The organism is Vibrio sp. N418 (assembly GCF_000222565.1).
Lineage (GTDB): Bacteria > Pseudomonadota > Gammaproteobacteria > Enterobacterales > Vibrionaceae > Vibrio > Vibrio scophthalmi.
The window spans coordinates 1-16,375 of the sequence record NZ_AFWD01000089.1 but is presented as its reverse complement, the minus strand read 5'-3'; the positions used below and the strand labels follow the sequence as shown (position 1 = coordinate 16,375).

General features: G+C 43.8%; 13 protein-coding genes and 2 tRNA genes. 7 read left to right on the top strand and 8 right to left on the bottom strand.

Translation table 11 applies throughout. From position 1 onward, the window contains the following. Positions 1–102: 102 nt before the first annotated feature. The 5 genes from RH86_RS17790 to RH86_RS17770 form a co-directional block, all read right to left on the bottom strand. Positions 103–1,026 (bottom strand): LysR family transcriptional regulator, encoded by a 924-nt coding sequence (locus RH86_RS17790; RefSeq protein ID WP_009387811.1) that lies wholly within the window; start codon positions 1,024–1,026, stop codon positions 103–105. A gap of 286 nt (positions 1,027–1,312) precedes the next feature. After that, positions 1,313–1,403: transfer RNA gene (locus RH86_RS17785), tRNA-Ser, on the bottom strand. 329 nt (positions 1,404–1,732) lie between these two features. Then, positions 1,733–1,809 (bottom strand) — tRNA-Pro (locus RH86_RS17780). Between the two features lie 51 nt (positions 1,810–1,860). Continuing rightward, on the bottom strand, positions 1,861–3,660 hold the full coding sequence (locus RH86_RS17775; protein ID WP_009387810.1) for a DUF3413 domain-containing protein: 1,800 nt from the start codon (positions 3,658–3,660) through the stop codon (positions 1,861–1,863). A gap of 25 nt (positions 3,661–3,685) precedes the next feature. Further along, positions 3,686–3,910: a YejL family protein gene (locus RH86_RS17770; protein WP_005593944.1), complete on the bottom strand. Its 225-nt coding sequence runs from the start codon at positions 3,908–3,910 to the stop codon at positions 3,686–3,688. Between the two features lie 86 nt (positions 3,911–3,996). Here RH86_RS17770 and yejK point away from each other — a divergent pair, with 86 nt between their 5' ends. From yejK to RH86_RS17755, 3 genes are all read left to right on the top strand, one after another. Further along, positions 3,997–4,995 (top strand): nucleoid-associated protein YejK, encoded by a 999-nt coding sequence (gene yejK / locus RH86_RS17765; RefSeq protein WP_009387808.1) that lies wholly within the window; start codon positions 3,997–3,999, stop codon positions 4,993–4,995. A 201-nt stretch (positions 4,996–5,196) separates the two neighbouring features. Next, a complete protein-coding gene (locus tag RH86_RS17760) occupies positions 5,197–6,540 on the top strand; it encodes an Hpt domain-containing protein (RefSeq protein ID WP_009387805.1) in 1,344 nt (447 codons plus the stop codon). 204 nt (positions 6,541–6,744) lie between these two features. Continuing rightward, positions 6,745–7,899: a hypothetical protein gene (locus RH86_RS17755; protein WP_009387803.1), complete on the top strand. Its 1,155-nt coding sequence runs from the start codon at positions 6,745–6,747 to the stop codon at positions 7,897–7,899. Between the two features lie 76 nt (positions 7,900–7,975). On the opposite strand, the gene nhaC is transcribed toward RH86_RS17755, so the two are convergent. Further along, a complete protein-coding gene (gene nhaC, locus RH86_RS17750) occupies positions 7,976–9,409 on the bottom strand; it encodes a Na+/H+ antiporter NhaC (RefSeq protein WP_009387801.1) in 1,434 nt (477 codons plus the stop codon). A 560-nt stretch (positions 9,410–9,969) separates the two neighbouring features. On the opposite strand from nhaC, the gene asd reads away from it, so the two are divergent. The 3 genes from asd (at position 9,970) to RH86_RS17735 (ending at position 12,763) form a co-directional block, all read left to right on the top strand. Continuing rightward, entirely contained in the window at positions 9,970–11,088 is a 1,119-nt protein-coding gene (gene asd / locus RH86_RS17745; protein ID WP_009387800.1) for an aspartate-semialdehyde dehydrogenase, read from the top strand. Between the two features lie 327 nt (positions 11,089–11,415). Next, on the top strand, positions 11,416–12,072 hold the full coding sequence (locus RH86_RS17740) for a GntR family transcriptional regulator (protein WP_009387687.1): 657 nt from the start codon (positions 11,416–11,418) through the stop codon (positions 12,070–12,072). Between the two features lie 169 nt (positions 12,073–12,241). Next, a complete protein-coding gene (locus tag RH86_RS17735) occupies positions 12,242–12,763 on the top strand; it encodes a type II secretion system protein (protein ID WP_009387685.1) in 522 nt (173 codons plus the stop codon). A 114-nt stretch (positions 12,764–12,877) separates the two neighbouring features. Here RH86_RS17735 and RH86_RS17730 read toward each other — a convergent pair whose 3' ends face one another. Continuing rightward, positions 12,878–13,729, bottom strand: coding sequence for an ion transporter (locus tag RH86_RS17730; RefSeq protein ID WP_009387683.1), 852 nt, complete (start codon positions 13,727–13,729; stop codon positions 12,878–12,880). A gap of 77 nt (positions 13,730–13,806) precedes the next feature. Continuing rightward, the gene (locus RH86_RS17725) at positions 13,807–14,448 is read right to left on the bottom strand and encodes a YchE family NAAT transporter (RefSeq protein WP_005593959.1); all 642 of its coding nucleotides are present in this window, start codon (positions 14,446–14,448) and stop codon (positions 13,807–13,809) included. A gap of 650 nt (positions 14,449–15,098) precedes the next feature. Here RH86_RS17725 and RH86_RS17720 point away from each other — a divergent pair. Beyond that, on the top strand, positions 15,099–16,375 hold a 1,277-nt coding region (locus RH86_RS17720; protein WP_009387681.1), incomplete at its 3' end, for an aldehyde dehydrogenase family protein.

The following is a 16,375-nucleotide window of genomic DNA, read 5'->3' as shown; positions in this document are numbered from 1 at the left end:
AGATGATACTTTTGTTTAGTTTGTAGAGAAGTGTGATTTTTGCCAATGTTGTCGATATATTCACCGCTTAATAACTCTCTTTTTTGCATTCAATCATTCATATTAGTTCGTTGAATCTTGTAGTGAACCAATTTTAAGTTGTATACCCATTGAATCGGCGAGTAATAAAAAGTGTTCAATAAAACGTTCTGCGTGGCGGTGGATAGGTTTTAATGCAGGATAGAGAATGTCGAATTCAAACGGCAAGCTAAAGGCAAGAGGCCGTGTTACGAGTAATGGGCTCACACTATCCATAACCGCGGTAAATGGATCCGTGATTGCGATTCCTACGCCTTGTTGTACTAGGCTAGAAGCCGTACTGGCTAATGACACTTCAATTTGTTCGATAATCGTCAAATCATATCGACGTAACATGGCATCAATTCGACATTGTGGAACATCTTTTTCATGACGAATGAGTACCTGATCAGCCAAGTCATGTATATCAATAATCGCAAGCTTAGCCAGTGGTGATGAGGCAGGAATCAGACATACACATTCGCATTCAACATGCTGAGAAATAACCCCCGTCGTTCCTGAACCGTTAAACGAGAAGCCAATATCGATCGTTTGACTCTGGGCGTAACGAACCACTTCTTCAGAGCGGTATGTTTTGAGTCCAACTTTCAGTTTGGGTGCGCGCTGTAAAAAGTTACCTAGTACTCTGGGTAGGTAAGTGTTAGAGAGTAGAGGCATAGCAGCGATGTTTAGAGAACCAAACTGGTTGGTTCTAATTGAATTTGCCGCTTGATCAAGCCCTGATATGGCCTCGAAGACTTTAGCAACTTCAAAGTAAAATGCTTGACCTTCATTATTTAAAACTAAGCGATTTCCTTGACGAGTAAACAACTTAAAGCCGATGCGTTGTTCTAAATTTGATAATAAACGACTGACGGCGGGCTGACTCAGATTAAGTTGATTTGCTGCGGATGTCATTGTTTGGCATTCGACAATAGTTTTGAATGCACTGAGCTGGGAAAACTTCATAACAAGCCTATTTCACTACTCACAGTGATGGAGTGTACCAATTAAGGTAATGGTTATTTCGTGGATAAGAAGCAATATTAATGTTGCTGCTTGATTTACGTAAATCATAGAAGATGAGTCGGTGCATTTTCTTTGGCGCGAATATTACCCTAAATGAGAAGTGAAATATTTGAACCTTGCGAGGTATGTAGAGTTGCGTTTATCAGTGAGATAAAAAAGACTGGGGAGAACGAGAGATAACAAATAGCAAAAAGCCCGCTAATTGCTTAGCGGGCTTTTCTAAATGTGGCGGAGAGATAGGGATTTGAACCCTAGGTGGGCTATAAACCCACGCCGGTTTTCAAGACCGGTGCTTTAAACCACTCAGCCATCTCTCCGTTGAGACGCATAATATATAGGTCGGAGATCCTTGTAAACCCCTAAATTGATTGTTTGCCTTGTTTTTGAGCGATTTAACGGTTTTATTTTTCATTTGCTTGCTTTGTGTTCTATATGTTTGATTTTGAAATAAAAACAAGCTTATTTGCTGAACAGATAGTGTTACGGATGAAGCTGGTTAGTTCTTTAATTGCTGGATTTATTAAGCTTAGGAGCAATCATTATGGGGAGTCGTCCGGCTGACAAACTATTGAGATTCGACTGAGTCGTGTTTTTAGGGTGAGCAGAAAACAAAAAAGAGAGCCGAAGCTCTCTTTTTAAAGGTGTATGGTCGGACTGAGAGGATTTGAACCTCCGACCCCCGACACCCCATGACGGTGCGCTACCAAGCTGCGCTACAGTCCGATAGCTTCAATTTAACGAGTCGGTCTGCTGGCGTCAATATAACGAACTGATTTATTTGCTTTTTGTGTAAAAGCGCTGCAATTCAGTTAAGCCTTGCATCAGTACAGGCAGTGCGGGATTTTCATCACGTAAGCGCTGGTAGTTCGCATCATAGAGCTTATAGTTACCAAACTTATCGATCACAGTGGTGTTGCTGTTGGTGATCAGCGCGAGTTCGTGATGATCGCCAGCTAGAATCCACTTACGTGAACGTTCATCAAACAGATTGCGACCACTGCTGTAATCTGACGGGTTAGATGAAACGCCAAGTAAATCTTGCAGTAACGTGACAGATAAATCTAGGTGGCTGGTTCGATGGTTATACTGGCCAGCGACTTTACCTGGCCAATGAATCACCATCGGCACTTCAAGTTGGTATTGGCTGTAGTTAGAGCCTGCACCCCAGCTATTTGAGCCCGTTTCATTAAATTCAGTACCATGGTTTGACGTCACGATAATCACGGTTGAATCGGATAGGTTTAGCTCTTCAATTTTTGCATACAGTGCCGCTAATTCTTGATCTGCGATGCTAACGGATTGCGTATAGCTGACACTGAGTGATTCACTCGCGTTACCAGCAGAGTGCGAATAATCGTTAAAGTTATCGAGCGTGGTGAGCTCAATAAAGCTAAACCAAGGCTGGCCATCTTGCACTTGCACCCAATCGGCCCAAGCATTGATTGCTAACATGTCAGAAGATTTTGCCTTAGCCGTTTCAATCGATTGCAGTTCAAGACCATTAAAGACGATATCTTTGTACAGTGGGTCTTCAAAGTTATCACCACTAAAGAGACCAAATTGATAGTCTTGATCTTGCAGAGTTGACAATACGATTGGCAGTGAAGCTTGTTCTTTAATGCTGCTTGCGTAACTCGTTGGCAAGCCGTAGAGCAAGCCAAAAACACCATTGCTATCATTGCTTGAACTGAAATGATTATTGAAGCTCAAGTTATCTAAGGAATATTGGAAAGTATTAGGCATGGCCGAAGCATTTAACGCATCAGCACGTAAATTGTTGACGCTCACAACCAGTACATTAAGTGGGTTGGCGCGGCGACTAAATTCGATTTGTTCTAGTGGGTAGCGAACCAATTCTGATTCACCCAAGCTCTCAGCGCGTCGCTTGAGATACTCTTCTCGATCAAGCAGGCCATGTTTTTCCATAAAGGATTTCGCCGTCATTGGGTATGACAACGGGAAATTTGCCTGTTGGGAGGTGATTGGGGTGTAGAAATGCGCATCCGCCCAAGAGTAGATCAGGTGGCTTGAGGTAAAGCAGATGAAAAATATCGCAGCAATCGGGCGTCCGACATGCTTGTGCGATAGTTTACGTTGTTTACGCCACACCCATTCAGATAGCGCCAACTCAACTAAGAAAATCAGCGGTAATACAACGAAAAGATGCTGTAAATCGGCACTTACGGTACCACTGTTTTCAGAAAATAGGACTTCCCATACTACAGGAGTAAGGTGAAGATTAATGGTTTGATAGGCTTGCGTGTCAATAAGCAGCAGCGTCAAGCCTATAGTCACCAAACAGACCGACACTAAGCGAAATAGCTTACGTGACGGAATGATGAACGTCAGTGGAAATAGAACCAGTAGATAAAGCGCGAACACCAAGAAGCCAAAATGGCCAACCCAGGAAACCGCGAGGTAAAACTGACCGAGTAGTGTCTCAGGCCACGGAGATTGAGTGATGTATCGGGTACCGACAAGCATGGCTGCGATAATATTGAAAAACGCAAACCAATGGCCCCAACCAACCAAACGCGAAACGCGCTCTCCGTATGTATTTCCGTTATCTACCATGTACTGTTCTAAATTCCGGTTCTAATTAGTGTGCTTTGTCGTCAATTGAAGACAACAATGCTTGAGCAAATTTTTCAGCAATTGCTTTGCGTTGACCTTGGCCAACACGTTCGTTGATTACGTTTGTTGCAATGTTACCAGCGATCATTAATGATAAATCTGGACCAGCACCGTGCTTAGCTAGCACAGCCGCAACTTCGGTCAAAATGTTTTCAAATTTTTCGTCGCTGTATTTAGATGTAATCGGCATAAAGACTCTAATGAAGAATAGTAAAGCGGCTTATGATAACCTACAATGCCGAGCAACTGAATCCTAGAACGACGATAAATTTCATCATGAGCCTCTATCTTTCTAACGTTATCCTACATCAACTGCAAAAAAACGAATCCGAAGAACTGGTGGTTAACTTCCGCGCAGACGCGTTGGCGAACGATACCTCTAGTGAAAACCTTGTTGCTGAGCTGCATCGTGTATTCAACTCGAAAGCAGGTAAAGGTTTCGGTTCCTTTAAATCAGACAGCGAATTTCAAGTCTGGTTGCAAGAACTTCGTAAGCAAGATCGAAATTTTTATGATTTCTCACAAGTTAGCGCAAATCGTCTTAAAGATGAATTGTCTAAGTACCCATTTGCAGACGAAGGTATCTTAGTTTTTGCTGAATATCAGTCATTGGCGACGGATTATTTATTTGTCGGCATTATTCCTTCAAACCACAGTTTGAAAGTGACAGAAGGTCTAGATATTAGCGCAACAGACTATCTTGACCTTTCGAAAATGGATATCGCCGCACGCATTGATCTGTCGAGCTTTGAAACAGATAAAGATTCAAATCGTTACCTAACTTACATCAAAGGTCGTGTTGGCCGTAAAGTGGCTGATTTTTTCCTCGACTTCCTACAAGCCGATATCGGTCTTGATACTAAGCAGCAAAACCAAGTATTGATGCAAGCGGTAGAAGATTTTTGTACTGATTCTAAATTAGAAAAATCAGATGCAAACAGTTATAAAAAACAAGTGTTTGATTACTGCAGTGGCCAACTTAAATCTGGCGATGAAGTGCAAATTAGAGAGTTGTCTGGTGAATTACCACCTGCAGAAGATGGCTCAAGCTTCTTACAGTTTACTCAAGATCACGGTTATGAGCTGGAAGAGAGCTTCCCTGCCGATCGCTCAACCGTACGCAAACTCACCAAATACGTGGGTGCAGGCGGTGGTATTAACATGAGCTTCGATAGCATGCTTTTAGGTGAGCGTGTATTTTATGATCCAGAAACGGATACACTGACCATTAAAGGCACACCGCCAAATCTACGTGATCAGCTGACACGTAAATGATAAATCGTTTTACATAACGATTATTTAGCCTCGTCTCTCATGCGGGGCTTTTTATTACCTAAGGATTTTTGCCTACCATTGCACTTATTACATTTCTTATCGATAACCTGCGCTTGGCGACATTTTGTCCGTCCTAACCTGCATTACGGCCACTTTGCGTATATTCTTGTATTTTAGAGAATTAACCATGTGTAGGTGGACATGCAAAAAAGACAACTGATGCTTGGCTGGGGACTAATTCTAATTTGGGCCATTGCGCTCACAGCTTTAGTGGTGAACTACCATAAAACGGAAGCAAAGATGGTCAAGGTTGCCCAACTGGGTGACAGTATTGAAGAATTCCGCAGTCGGCTCTTTTTCGACGCCCCTTATCGTGTCAATCTTGTCGAGCAACAAGCCAGCAATCTGAATAAGATCGAACAGCTGCACCAGCAATTATCGCAAGCGTCAGCCAAAGAATGGTTCAATCCTGATGTCCAACAATTGTTGTTTACTACGGAATGGTTTGTTGAACAAAGTCATGCGTTTATCAATACAGAGCTCGCCTTGGTTGATTTGATTACTCAGGTGCAAGCAAAGCGTCTTGCCTATGCAGAGCAATCAGATCTTGAATCGTATTATTTCCGTTTAAGTGCTTATGTTTTTGAGGCACTCTTTTCTGACGCTTCTCAAGCTTCCATTGCCTATCGCGATCTAGATAATTTGTACACCCAATCCTTGTCATTAGCGGCAGAAGATAAGCAGCAACTGCAAGCTATCTTAGCCAATACCTCTCAGGTCATGGGCAGCTATGCGCAAGGATCGTATTTGGTCTCTCAACTGGTTAGCCACTCTGTGCATAATGAAGTGACCGCGATCGGTGACCAATATCATTTGTTACTCGAAAAACATCTTATTATCGGCGCACTGTTGAGTGGCTGTGTGATGCTGCTATTAATGGCGCTGTGGTATCGCAGCTTTACTTTGTTTGTCGCGCAAATCGCCGCAGCGACCCCGCTTCATGCGCAGACGGAGTCGCAAACACAAACTCGTCCCGATCAAGTCTCACCACAAAAACAACAAACGGAGTCGATGACATCACCGCAATTGGAAGAACAAGCGCATTACATTGCAAACAAGCAAGAGCGAGCAAATATTGTTAATTTTGTAGGCAATAATGGTGAGCTGGAGCCACAATCTATCTCGCAGAGCGATCCTACAGAGGTTGAAAGCCAAATCAATTTTCCATTGATGTTGGACTCGTTAGGCGATGATCGCGAGTCACTCTGTATGTTATTGGAAGTGTTCGTTGAAGATCACCAACGCGATGTTGCTGAAATAACTCGCTTACTCAGTGATGCGCCAGAGGAAGCGATTCGTAAAGCACATAGTCTTAAAGGGGTGGGCGGCAATCTTGGTGCCGATCGTCTACGCGATATTGCCGGCAAGGTAGAAGAGGCGATTCAAAAAGACAGCACTCAGGTCGCCGAGCTATTAGTGACATTGGATGTCTATTTGAGCCAAGCGATTAAAGAAGCAAAGGGATTTCTGACAGAAGAAGCGTAAGTCTGACAGCAATATTGAAATATCGTACGTTATTCTCTCATTCGTTGATAAATAACTCAGCGATTTAAAGGTACTCTGACTTAAACTTAAGCAAGCTGATGTATAAATAGGCTTATGTCACCATCAATAAGCCTTTGAACGGGTTTACTTAATTCGGTTGGCATTGTTCAAAGTTAGATAGATAAAGTAGTTGTAGGTGACAGTATGTTTCTCCGTCGATGTTTATTAGGCGCATTTTTATCGCTCACGGTAACGCTTTCTGGGTGTTCATTATTGGAAGTCAAAATTGACAGCCAAACTGTTCCATTGACCCAGCAAGAGCTCAATATGCGTATCATGACGCGTGAATATGCTCAGCAATTCTTTGCCCAAGTTGAACAAGCGGCAGATGTACTGCATAAACAGTATGAACCTAAAGATCAGCTCCATCAGTCTTATATCTTGTTATGGAAAATCAACGCTGAAGAAGGATTACAAGCAGCAGCATACCAAGTCTCGCCAATGGCAGGGCTAATTGATACATGGGTATTTACCCATCAAATGAATCAATTTTTCGCGCAAGGCGGAGGCAAAGACCTGTTTATTGGTGATGAAGCGAAACAAGTCTCAGCGCATCTTGCCAAAGAGATTGATAAGCTCGCCAAAGCACTGCTCAAACCGAGCGTGTATGCGCAATCAAATGAGTTTGTTACCCAGTTTGTCGCGACTTATCCCTTTGCCGATCTTAGCTTAATTCGTACGCCCGCTTATCGCGCATGGCTTGAGGCCAATAACATCAGTGAAGAAGAAGCGGTCACGACGTTGGGCACAATGCCAGAAGCGATAGGTGATGTGTCTGATCGCCTTAGTTTAGTCTCTGAGCAAACACCGAAAATCATGACGTGGAAAGCGCAATTACTGGCGTTAAATAGCACGGCCAGTATTGAACAGGTTAATCAAGCTTTAGATAGTTTAAAAGTGACCTCAGATGCACTGAACGATTTTATCCAAAACAATCCCGAGTACATGAGCGATTTAGCCGAGCAAATGGCATTGCAATTGCAACCGCTGGTGGAAGATATCGATCAAAAAACCGAGGCTAGATTGGCACAATTGAGTGTTGAGCGCCAAGCGTTAGAGGCGATGGTAGCAAGAGAGCGGCAAGAAGTAGCGCTAATTATTAGCCATGAGCGAGAGAAGTTTGCTCAAGATTTAGACCACGTTTCACAACAGGTGGTGAACCTTGCGATGGATAAACTTATCGAGTTAATCAAAAGCACCATTCTTTACTTTGTGCTGTTTATAGGCGTGATTTTCTTCGCCCCACTCGGTCTAGGTTATCTGTTGGGTAAACGATCTGCTGTCAAAGCAAAGCAGTAAATAAGTCGCTAACAGGCGATGGTGGGATAACAAAAAAGAGCGCCTAGGCGCTCTTTTTTCATTGGTAACGGAAAGATTAGGCGTTTTGCTGCTGCAAGCCGTTTTCTTCTTCCTCGCTTGCTTGTGCGGTTGGTTCGCATTTATCCACGAACAAGCCTAAGTACGAGGTTACGATGGTCACGATAATACAAACGAAGCTGAGCCACATAAATGGCGCATAAGAGAGGGTTGCGACGCCCAGAATACTTGCCATATAAATGCCATTATCACTCCATGGCACCATGCCCGAGGTTAATGTGCCGCCAAATTCCGCGTTACGTGAAAGGTTCTTACGTTTATAGCCCAGACGGTCGTAATTTTTAGCGCAAATCTTTGGCGTAAGGATAAGCGATACGTACATTGCAGAGCCAAAGACGTTACCCATAAACGCGGTAGCAATGGTCGAGGTAGCTAAAGAGCCGGCGCTGTTTACACGACGTTCAAACATTTTCGCCACCGTTTCTAGTACGCCCACTTTATCTAGTAAGCCACCAAAACCTAAACCAAACACGATAACCGCAACCGACCCCAGCATTGAAGACATGCCACCACGGTTTAAGATTGAATCGATGAAGTCTACGCCCGATAAAATCGAGTATGGTTCCCATGCGGTTTGAAATGCAGTTAGGAAATTCACATCTTGGATCATCACAGCCCAAACAATACCGAGCAAAGAACCAAAGCTGATCACAGGGAATGAAGGCATGCGCATGGCGAGTAAAGCTAAGACAATAACGACCGGAACAAACGAGAATGGCGTGATGTAGAACTGTTGATCCATCGCGGAAATCACACCGTCTACTTGTGACATGTCGATGTTACCAGCGTAGTGGAAGCCGAACAGTGTAAACAGAATACCAGTGATGATGTAGCTGATAAGCGCAATAGGTAGCATGCCTTTGATGTGCTCGACCACTTCAACGTTTGACATTGAAGAGGCTAGAATCACGGAATCAGACAGCGGTGACATCTTATCGCCAAAGTAACAACCAGAAAGGATAGCACCCGCCGTAATCGGTGCAGGTACGCCAAGGCCTTGGCCAATTCCCATCATCGCAATACCCGCAGTACCAGCAGCGCCCCAAGAGGTTCCCGTGGCCAAAGCGGTTAAAGAACAGATCACCATGGTAGCAAGTAGGAAAATAGAAGGATGGATCGCTTTTAGGCCATAGTAAATGATGGTCGGTACGATGCCGCCAGAAATCCAAGTTCCGACGAGTGCGCCAACGGCGAGTAGGATCAGTACCGCGCCTAAACCATTAGAAATGCCATTTAGAGCCGCTTGTTCTAGCTCTTTGTATTTATGCCCAAGTCGTAAGCCCAATACGATAATAATGAACCAGCCTATATACAGCGCAAGCTGAATGGGTAGGTTAAACTTGGCAGTAAACGAAAATGCCATTAACAGGAATAAACCAAGTGAAACAATTACTTGTGTCAAACTTGGTAGGCGAAGTGTACGTTGCGTCATCGCGAGCCTCTTAGCTATTTAATACTGTTCATTCCTTAGCTGGGGTGAAATCAACAAAATTTAGGGCAAACAAAGACCGAGGCCATGTGAATCACGTGGTCACTTCAGTTTGATTATGCAAGTTTGTTGAACGGATCTGCCCTCAGATTGACTCTGATAATGCTAAGTGATTGATACGAGTGTTAACTCCTTTTTGATAGTGCGGACTTTACCCTAATTAGATGAATATATCGAGCTTGTTTCATTTGTGTGCTTCATTTAGCTTTCAATTGGTTTGTTTACGGTTAAATACTCCGAATATTGTTAATGGTGTGATGCTGGTGGGTTTTTGTAGTGTGATCTTTATGTGTTACAGGTGTAATTTGGCTTTTTTGAAATAACAGCCGTTTGAGGACGTCGCTTTGAGCGGGCAAATCATCATGAAAATGGCCGTTTTATGGTGAAATTATTAAAATAATCGTAAAAGTTGTAGCAAAGGATGATTTTTCACTTGAGATTTTTGTTTGAAAATTGAAATATGGGTGAATACCCATTTTTAAAGAATACATGGAGAGTAGATGATGAGAGTAGGTTTAGTTGGTTGGCGTGGCATGGTTGGTTCTGTGTTAATGCAACGCATGGTTGAAGAAGGTGACTTCAATTTCATTGAGCCGGTATTTTACAGTACATCGCAAATTGGCATTCCGGCACCTGTTTTTGCCAATAAAGATGCAGGAAATCTGCAAGATGCCTTCGATATCGAAAGTTTAAAGCAGCTCGATGCCATTATCACCTGTCAAGGTGGTGGTTATACCGAGCAAGTGTACCCAGCACTTCGCCAAGCGGGTTGGAAAGGCTACTGGATTGATGCCGCTTCAACGCTACGTATGGCATCTGATTCGATTATCACTCTTGATCCTGTCAACCACGCACAGATCCAACAAGGTATTCTCGGCGGCACCAACACCTTTGTTGGTGGTAACTGTACCGTGAGCTTGATGCTGATGGGCCTTGGTGGTCTGTTTGAAAAAGGGTTGGTTGAATGGACTAGCGCGATGACGTATCAAGCAGCTTCTGGCGCGGGTGCACAAAACATGCGTGAGCTCATTTCACAAATGGGTGTGGTGAACGATGCTGTCAGCTCACAGCTTGCAAATCCAGCCAGCTCAATTCTTGATATTGACCAAAAAGTTGCCGATACCATGCGCAGTGGCTCTTTCCCAACCGATAAGTTCGGTGTGCCACTGGCAGGCTCTTTGATCCCATGGATCGATGTGAAGCGTGATAATGGTCAGAGTAAAGAAGAGTGGAAAGCGGGGGTTGAAGCGAACAAGATTTTAGGCTTCCAAAATGCACCAGTGCCAATTGACGGTACATGTGTGCGCATCGGTGCAATGCGTTGTCACTCTCAAGCGCTCACCATTAAGCTGAAGCAAAATGTGCCAATGGATGAGATTGAAGAAATCATCGCAACGCATAACGATTGGGTTAAAGTGATCCCGAACGACCGAGACATCACTGCACAAGAGCTGACCCCGGCAAAAGTGACGGGCACACTGTCTGTTCCTGTGGGCCGTTTACGTAAAATGGCGATGGGTGATGATTTCCTAAATGCCTTTACTGTCGGTGACCAACTACTGTGGGGTGCTGCAGAACCACTACGTCGTACATTGCGTATCATCCTGGCAGAAAAACAATAATTCGTTATCACTTCCCGTAACATATCGTTGTAAGGGGGCGAGTGAGTGACGCGTAACATCAAAGGCTACCATGGGGTAGCCTTTCTTATTAGTGCTAGATAAAGAATAGATCGCAGAGCAAAGAGGTAATGGCTTTGGTAGCGCGTGATTTATCACCATGTTAGTCGCCAACAACTCAATATTTAACCCGTTGCACTTGTTTTCACATTACAGTAGTGCGGTTGGAAAGCAGAGTTTGCTATGATACCCACAGATCCCAGACGATGTGCTCGATATGCCAGTTTAGGATGACTGTGTATAGATAAAGCCAATGGATAACTTCAAACAATGATAATCAATAAACAAAGCTTAGAAGAACAAGCCACCGACTACCTTCGCGAGAAGATCGTGAATGGTGAAATGGAACAAGGCGAGAAAATTGTTGAAAGCACCCTAGCCAAGGATTTGGAGCTGTCACGTAGTACAGTTCGAATGGCGCTTAACACCTTGTCCCACGAAGGTCTTGTGGTGCAAAAGCCTTACGCTGGCTGGCATGTATTCATGCTTGATGAAGACGATTTATGGGAACTGTATAACCTGCGAGTCGCGCTTGAAAGCCAGGCTGCGGCGATGGCAGCGGAAAAAGCTTCGGAACAAGATAAGCGAGCACTAAGCGAGTTATTTCAAGAGTATTGCGATTTGTGTGCTTCTGCACCCGATGATATTCAAGCAATCAGCCAAGCTGACTTTAAACTGCATCGTAAAATCATCGAGGTGAGTTGCAGTAAGCGAATGGAGAAAGCCTATGGTGAGATCGCTAACCAATTGCTGAGCTATTTAAGTATGACCCACATTGATTACGATTTGTCGCAAAGTGCGCTGAGCCATAAACCGATGATTGACGCGATCTGTGATGGCAATGCTGATCTTGCATGGCAAGAGGCCAAAGCAAACATCACACCAGTAACCCCACTTTGTGAGTCGATCAAAAATAACCAAGCATAATTGATCGTAGTCGGTGTTATACCTATCCTCAATACCCGCCACTGAGCGGGTATTTTCATATCTAGTCTTGTGGCGAACGATTTGGATTCTGACTTGCGCTAACAAATCAATGACATGCCGCTGACTTAGCTCCTTTACCGTAACTCCGCTTGGTAAAAGGGGATCAACGATGAAGCGAACGAAACAAGGTTTTACACTGATTGAATTGGTGGTGGTGATGGTTATCTTGGCGATCTTGGCTGTGGTGGCGATGCCTAAATTCATCAATCTAAAAGACAGTGCGAATACCTCTGCTCTGCAAGGTGTATCGGCAGCGGTGCATGATGCAGTGGAACTTGCTCATAGTAAGGCAGTGGTATTGAATAAACAGAACGAAGCGTATTATGCCATTGACGGGGCGGGCTCGATCCAATTTGGCTATCCCGCGGTGAACAAGCAAGGTTTAGTTGAATTTCTTACTTTAGATGAAGGCTATCATGATCTGAGTAAAGAATGGGTCTGGGCGGCACGAAATAATGGCTCGGTGACCACCCCTGATTATTGGATCGCAACGCGTTCGAGCTATCTGCATGGATACACGGGCAGTGATTTTAATGGTGAGATTGAGGCAACGCAGTGCTATGTCAAATACACAACGGCAATGCAGGTCGGTGATGAGTATGCCATTGAAACAGTGACGGATGGTTGTTAGTCCGCCACGACTAAGTGTGTTCTAAGATATCAATATCGCTAATTAAATCTGATCAACAAAAAAGGGTGTCACACGACACCCTTTTTAGTATTTCAATTCACAATCTTGTGCTGATTAATCGAGCTCTGAACCTTGCGTGACCATGCGAGCATCGGGTTCAGCCAACTCACCACCACAAAACTTACAGTACATCGCATCAGATTCATGCCCAGACTTTGAACAGTTTGGGCATTTAACCAATGTTCGGTGAGACTTCATCTCTTGGTTCAATTCTGCCGTAATGATCCCGGTAGGCACGGCAAGAATGGAATAACCCAATAGCATGGTAATTGATGCAATACCTTTCCCTAATGCTGTTTGCGGCACGAGATCACCGTAGCCAACCGTTGTAATGGTGACGATCGCCCAATAAATGCTTTGCGGTATGCTAGTAAATCCATTGGCAGGTCCTTCAATAACATAAATCAACGAGCCTAAAATGGTGACTAAAATCGCTACCGTGGTAAAGAAAATGAAAATCTTGCGTTTTGCCATCAAAAGCGAGCGCAACAAGATATTAGAATCTTGTAAATAACGCACTAACTTCAACACGCGGAAAATGCGCATTACACGCAGTAAACGCACCACACCCATAAATGACACCGCAGGGAAGAATATCGCCAGATAGGTCGGCAGAATCGCGAGCAGATCGATCACACCATAAAAGCTGGTGGCGTACGCTTTGGGTTTAGGCGAACAATAGAGCCTGAGGATGTACTCAAGGGTAAACAAGGCAGTAAAGGCGTACTCACAATAACGTAGCTCGGTACTCCACTCGGTCATGACTGAAGGTAATGATTCTAATACCAGAACCACCAATGAAATTAAGATTGCAATAATCAAACTAATATCAAAGGCACGGCCCGCTTTGGTATGGGTGCCGAAAATAATGACGTAGAGATGATGCTTTAAAGAAGTCTTTGGCATGATGTGTCATCGTTAAAAATCAGATGCCACATCATACCAGAAAGGGAAGGGGAGGCTAACCAGCGATCAAAGGAGTATTAACCTACTAAGGCTGGAAAAAGGCCACGCAAGCCATTCGCAATAAACTCAATACCAAGAGCACCTAAGATCAAACCCATGATACGGGTGATAACGTTAATGCCTGTTTGGCCAAGGAAGCGAACAAGCAGTGGGGCAGAGCGGAATAATAACCATGAGCAAAAGCAGAAAGCGATGATGGTGAGAATAATCCCCATAGTGTCGAACATGCTTGGGTAACGTGCGCCATAAACAATCGTTGAACTGATCGCACCTGGGCCCGCCATTAACGGCATAGCCAGTGGCACAACGCCAACTTGTTCGCGAGTGACTGACTCGGTCTTCTCTTGTTTGTTTTGTTTATCTTCACCCAACTTACCGCTCATCATCGAAAATGCGATGCTAAGAAGCAGCAAGCCACCCGCCACACGGAATGAGTCGAGTGAAATACTGAACATATCTAACAGCACTTGTCCTGCTAATAAAGAGACGATCAAAATAACGACAACCGCAACGTTTGCAGTGAGGGCTGTCTTTTTCTTTTCCTCCAACGTCATATGACCAGTGAGAGAAACGAACACCGGCATGATGCCAATAGGGTTAACAGCGGCCACAAGGCCTAAAAAGAACTGAAGAAATATCGCAAGCTCGATAGTTTGCATAATAGTGACTCACGCGTTGACGGAATGAAAAAGTTAATGGGGTAATTTCGCGCATAATGTAGTTCATTACGTAAGAGTAAACGAATGAAAAAATCTAACGTATAAAGGCCACTACGAGTGAGAAAATCTTATTATTGACGGTTTTGTGAACGACATTGGAACGATTTGTTACACCATAGGCGTGGAATATAAGGTTTCAAATTTCATAAACGTTAACATTCGCACACTTTCAACAAAAGATATGTGTAGTTGTAGAGAGATAATGGGATTTGGATATACTCTCAGTAGCACGTGAAACAGCACTTACAAGAGCCATTTTTGTATAAAAATGAAACTTTTTTACAGAATTTTGAAAGTTTTTGAGTTTTTGTTGTTTAACTGCGGTTTTTTTGAGCATTAGTGTTTTGGGGTTATATTTCTTTTAAATCAGTATGTTAAGGTTGTTTTTCTTAGGTGGGTACCACTAAGGGAGTAATTAATTTTTCAGAACTGATCTGAGTCAATTTTTTTCACACTCTGAAATATTATACTCAGCCCTGAAAGCAATTTACTAAGAGTGTTGTTAGTTACATCACCCAAGAGCGTGAACGAAAACCAACAACGAGCTTAATAAAAAGTTTTTAATATTTGTTAATTTTAGGAGATTCCCTATGCCTGTAACTAATTTGGCTGAACTAGATGCTCTAGTAGCTCGCGTAAAAGCAGCTCAAGAAGAATTCGCTACGTTCTCTCAAGAACAAGTAGATGCAATTTTCCGCGCAGCATCTCTAGCAGCTAACCATGCTCGTATCCCGCTAGCACAACAAGCGGTTGCAGAGTCTGGTATGGGTATTGTTGAAGATAAAGTAATCAAGAACCACTTTGCGTCTGAGTTCATTTACAACAAGTACAAAGACGAAAAAACTTGTGGCATCCTTGAAGAAGATGACAACCTAGGCACAATGACTATCGCTGAGCCTGTAGGTATCATCTGTGGTATCGTTCCAACAACTAACCCAACTTCTACAGCGATCTTTAAATCTCTGATCTCTCTGAAGACTCGTAACGGTATCATCTTCTCACCACACCCACGTGCTAAAAACTCTACTAACGATGCAGCTAAACTTGTTCTAGATGCAGCAGTAGCAGCGGGCGCACCAAAAGACATCATCGGTTGGATTGACCAACCTTCAGTTGAGCTATCAAATGCTCTTATGAAGCACGATGGTATCGCTCTTATCCTTGCGACTGGTGGTCCAGGCATGGTTAAAGCAGCTTACTCTTCTGGTAAACCAGCAATCGGCGTAGGTGCAGGTAACGTTCCTGTAGTTATCGATGAAACAGCAGACATCAAACGTGCAGTAGCCTCTGTTCTTATGTCTAAAACTTTCGATAACGGCGTAGTTTGTGCTTCTGAGCAAGCAGTCATCGTAATGGACGAAGTATACGATGAAGTGAAAGAGCGTTTTGCTTCTCACAAAGGTCACGTACTAAGCAAAGCTGACGCAGATAAAGTTCGTAAAGTGCTTCTTATCGACGGCGCACTAAACGCGAAAATCGTAGGTCAACCTGCTGTAGCAATCGCTGAAATGGCGGGTGTTAAAGTGCCAGCTGATACTAAGATTCTAGTGGGTGAAGGCCTAGGTGAAGTATCTTACGACGACGAATTCGCTCACGAGAAACTATCTCCAACTCTTGGTATGTTCCGCGCGTCTTCTTTCGAGAACGCAGTAGACCAAGCAGTGAAAATGGTTGAAATCGGTGGTATCGGCCATACATCTGGTCTTTACACTAACCAAGACGTGAACGCAGACCGCATCCGTTACTTCGGTGACAAGATGAAGACTGCACGTATTCTTATCAACATTCCTACAACTCACGGCGGTATCGGTGACCTGTACAACTTCAATGTTGCACCATCACTAACGCTAGGTTGTGGTTCATGGGG

What these genes read in the sequence shown, in the direction of transcription:
- RH86_RS17790 (WP_009387811.1), bottom strand. Translation starts at nt 1,026, where the DNA reads ATGAAGTTTTCCCAGCTCAGTGCATTCAAAACTATTGTCGAATGCCAA.
- RH86_RS17775 (WP_009387810.1), bottom strand. Translation starts at nt 3,660, where the DNA reads ATGGTAGATAACGGAAATACATACGGAGAGCGCGTTTCGCGTTTGGTT.
- RH86_RS17770 (WP_005593944.1), bottom strand. Translation starts at nt 3,910, where the DNA reads ATGCCGATTACATCTAAATACAGCGACGAAAAATTTGAAAACATTTTG.
- yejK (WP_009387808.1), top strand. Translation starts at nt 3,997, where the DNA reads ATGAGCCTCTATCTTTCTAACGTTATCCTACATCAACTGCAAAAAAAC.
- RH86_RS17760 (WP_009387805.1), top strand. Translation starts at nt 5,197, where the DNA reads ATGCAAAAAAGACAACTGATGCTTGGCTGGGGACTAATTCTAATTTGG.
- RH86_RS17755 (WP_009387803.1), top strand. Translation starts at nt 6,745, where the DNA reads ATGTTTCTCCGTCGATGTTTATTAGGCGCATTTTTATCGCTCACGGTA.
- nhaC (WP_009387801.1), bottom strand. Translation starts at nt 9,409, where the DNA reads ATGACGCAACGTACACTTCGCCTACCAAGTTTGACACAAGTAATTGTT.
- asd (WP_009387800.1), top strand. Translation starts at nt 9,970, where the DNA reads ATGAGAGTAGGTTTAGTTGGTTGGCGTGGCATGGTTGGTTCTGTGTTA.
- RH86_RS17740 (WP_009387687.1), top strand. Translation starts at nt 11,416, where the DNA reads ATGATAATCAATAAACAAAGCTTAGAAGAACAAGCCACCGACTACCTT.
- RH86_RS17735 (WP_009387685.1), top strand. Translation starts at nt 12,242, where the DNA reads ATGAAGCGAACGAAACAAGGTTTTACACTGATTGAATTGGTGGTGGTG.
- RH86_RS17730 (WP_009387683.1), bottom strand. Translation starts at nt 13,729, where the DNA reads ATGCCAAAGACTTCTTTAAAGCATCATCTCTACGTCATTATTTTCGGC.
- RH86_RS17725 (WP_005593959.1), bottom strand. Translation starts at nt 14,448, where the DNA reads ATGCAAACTATCGAGCTTGCGATATTTCTTCAGTTCTTTTTAGGCCTT.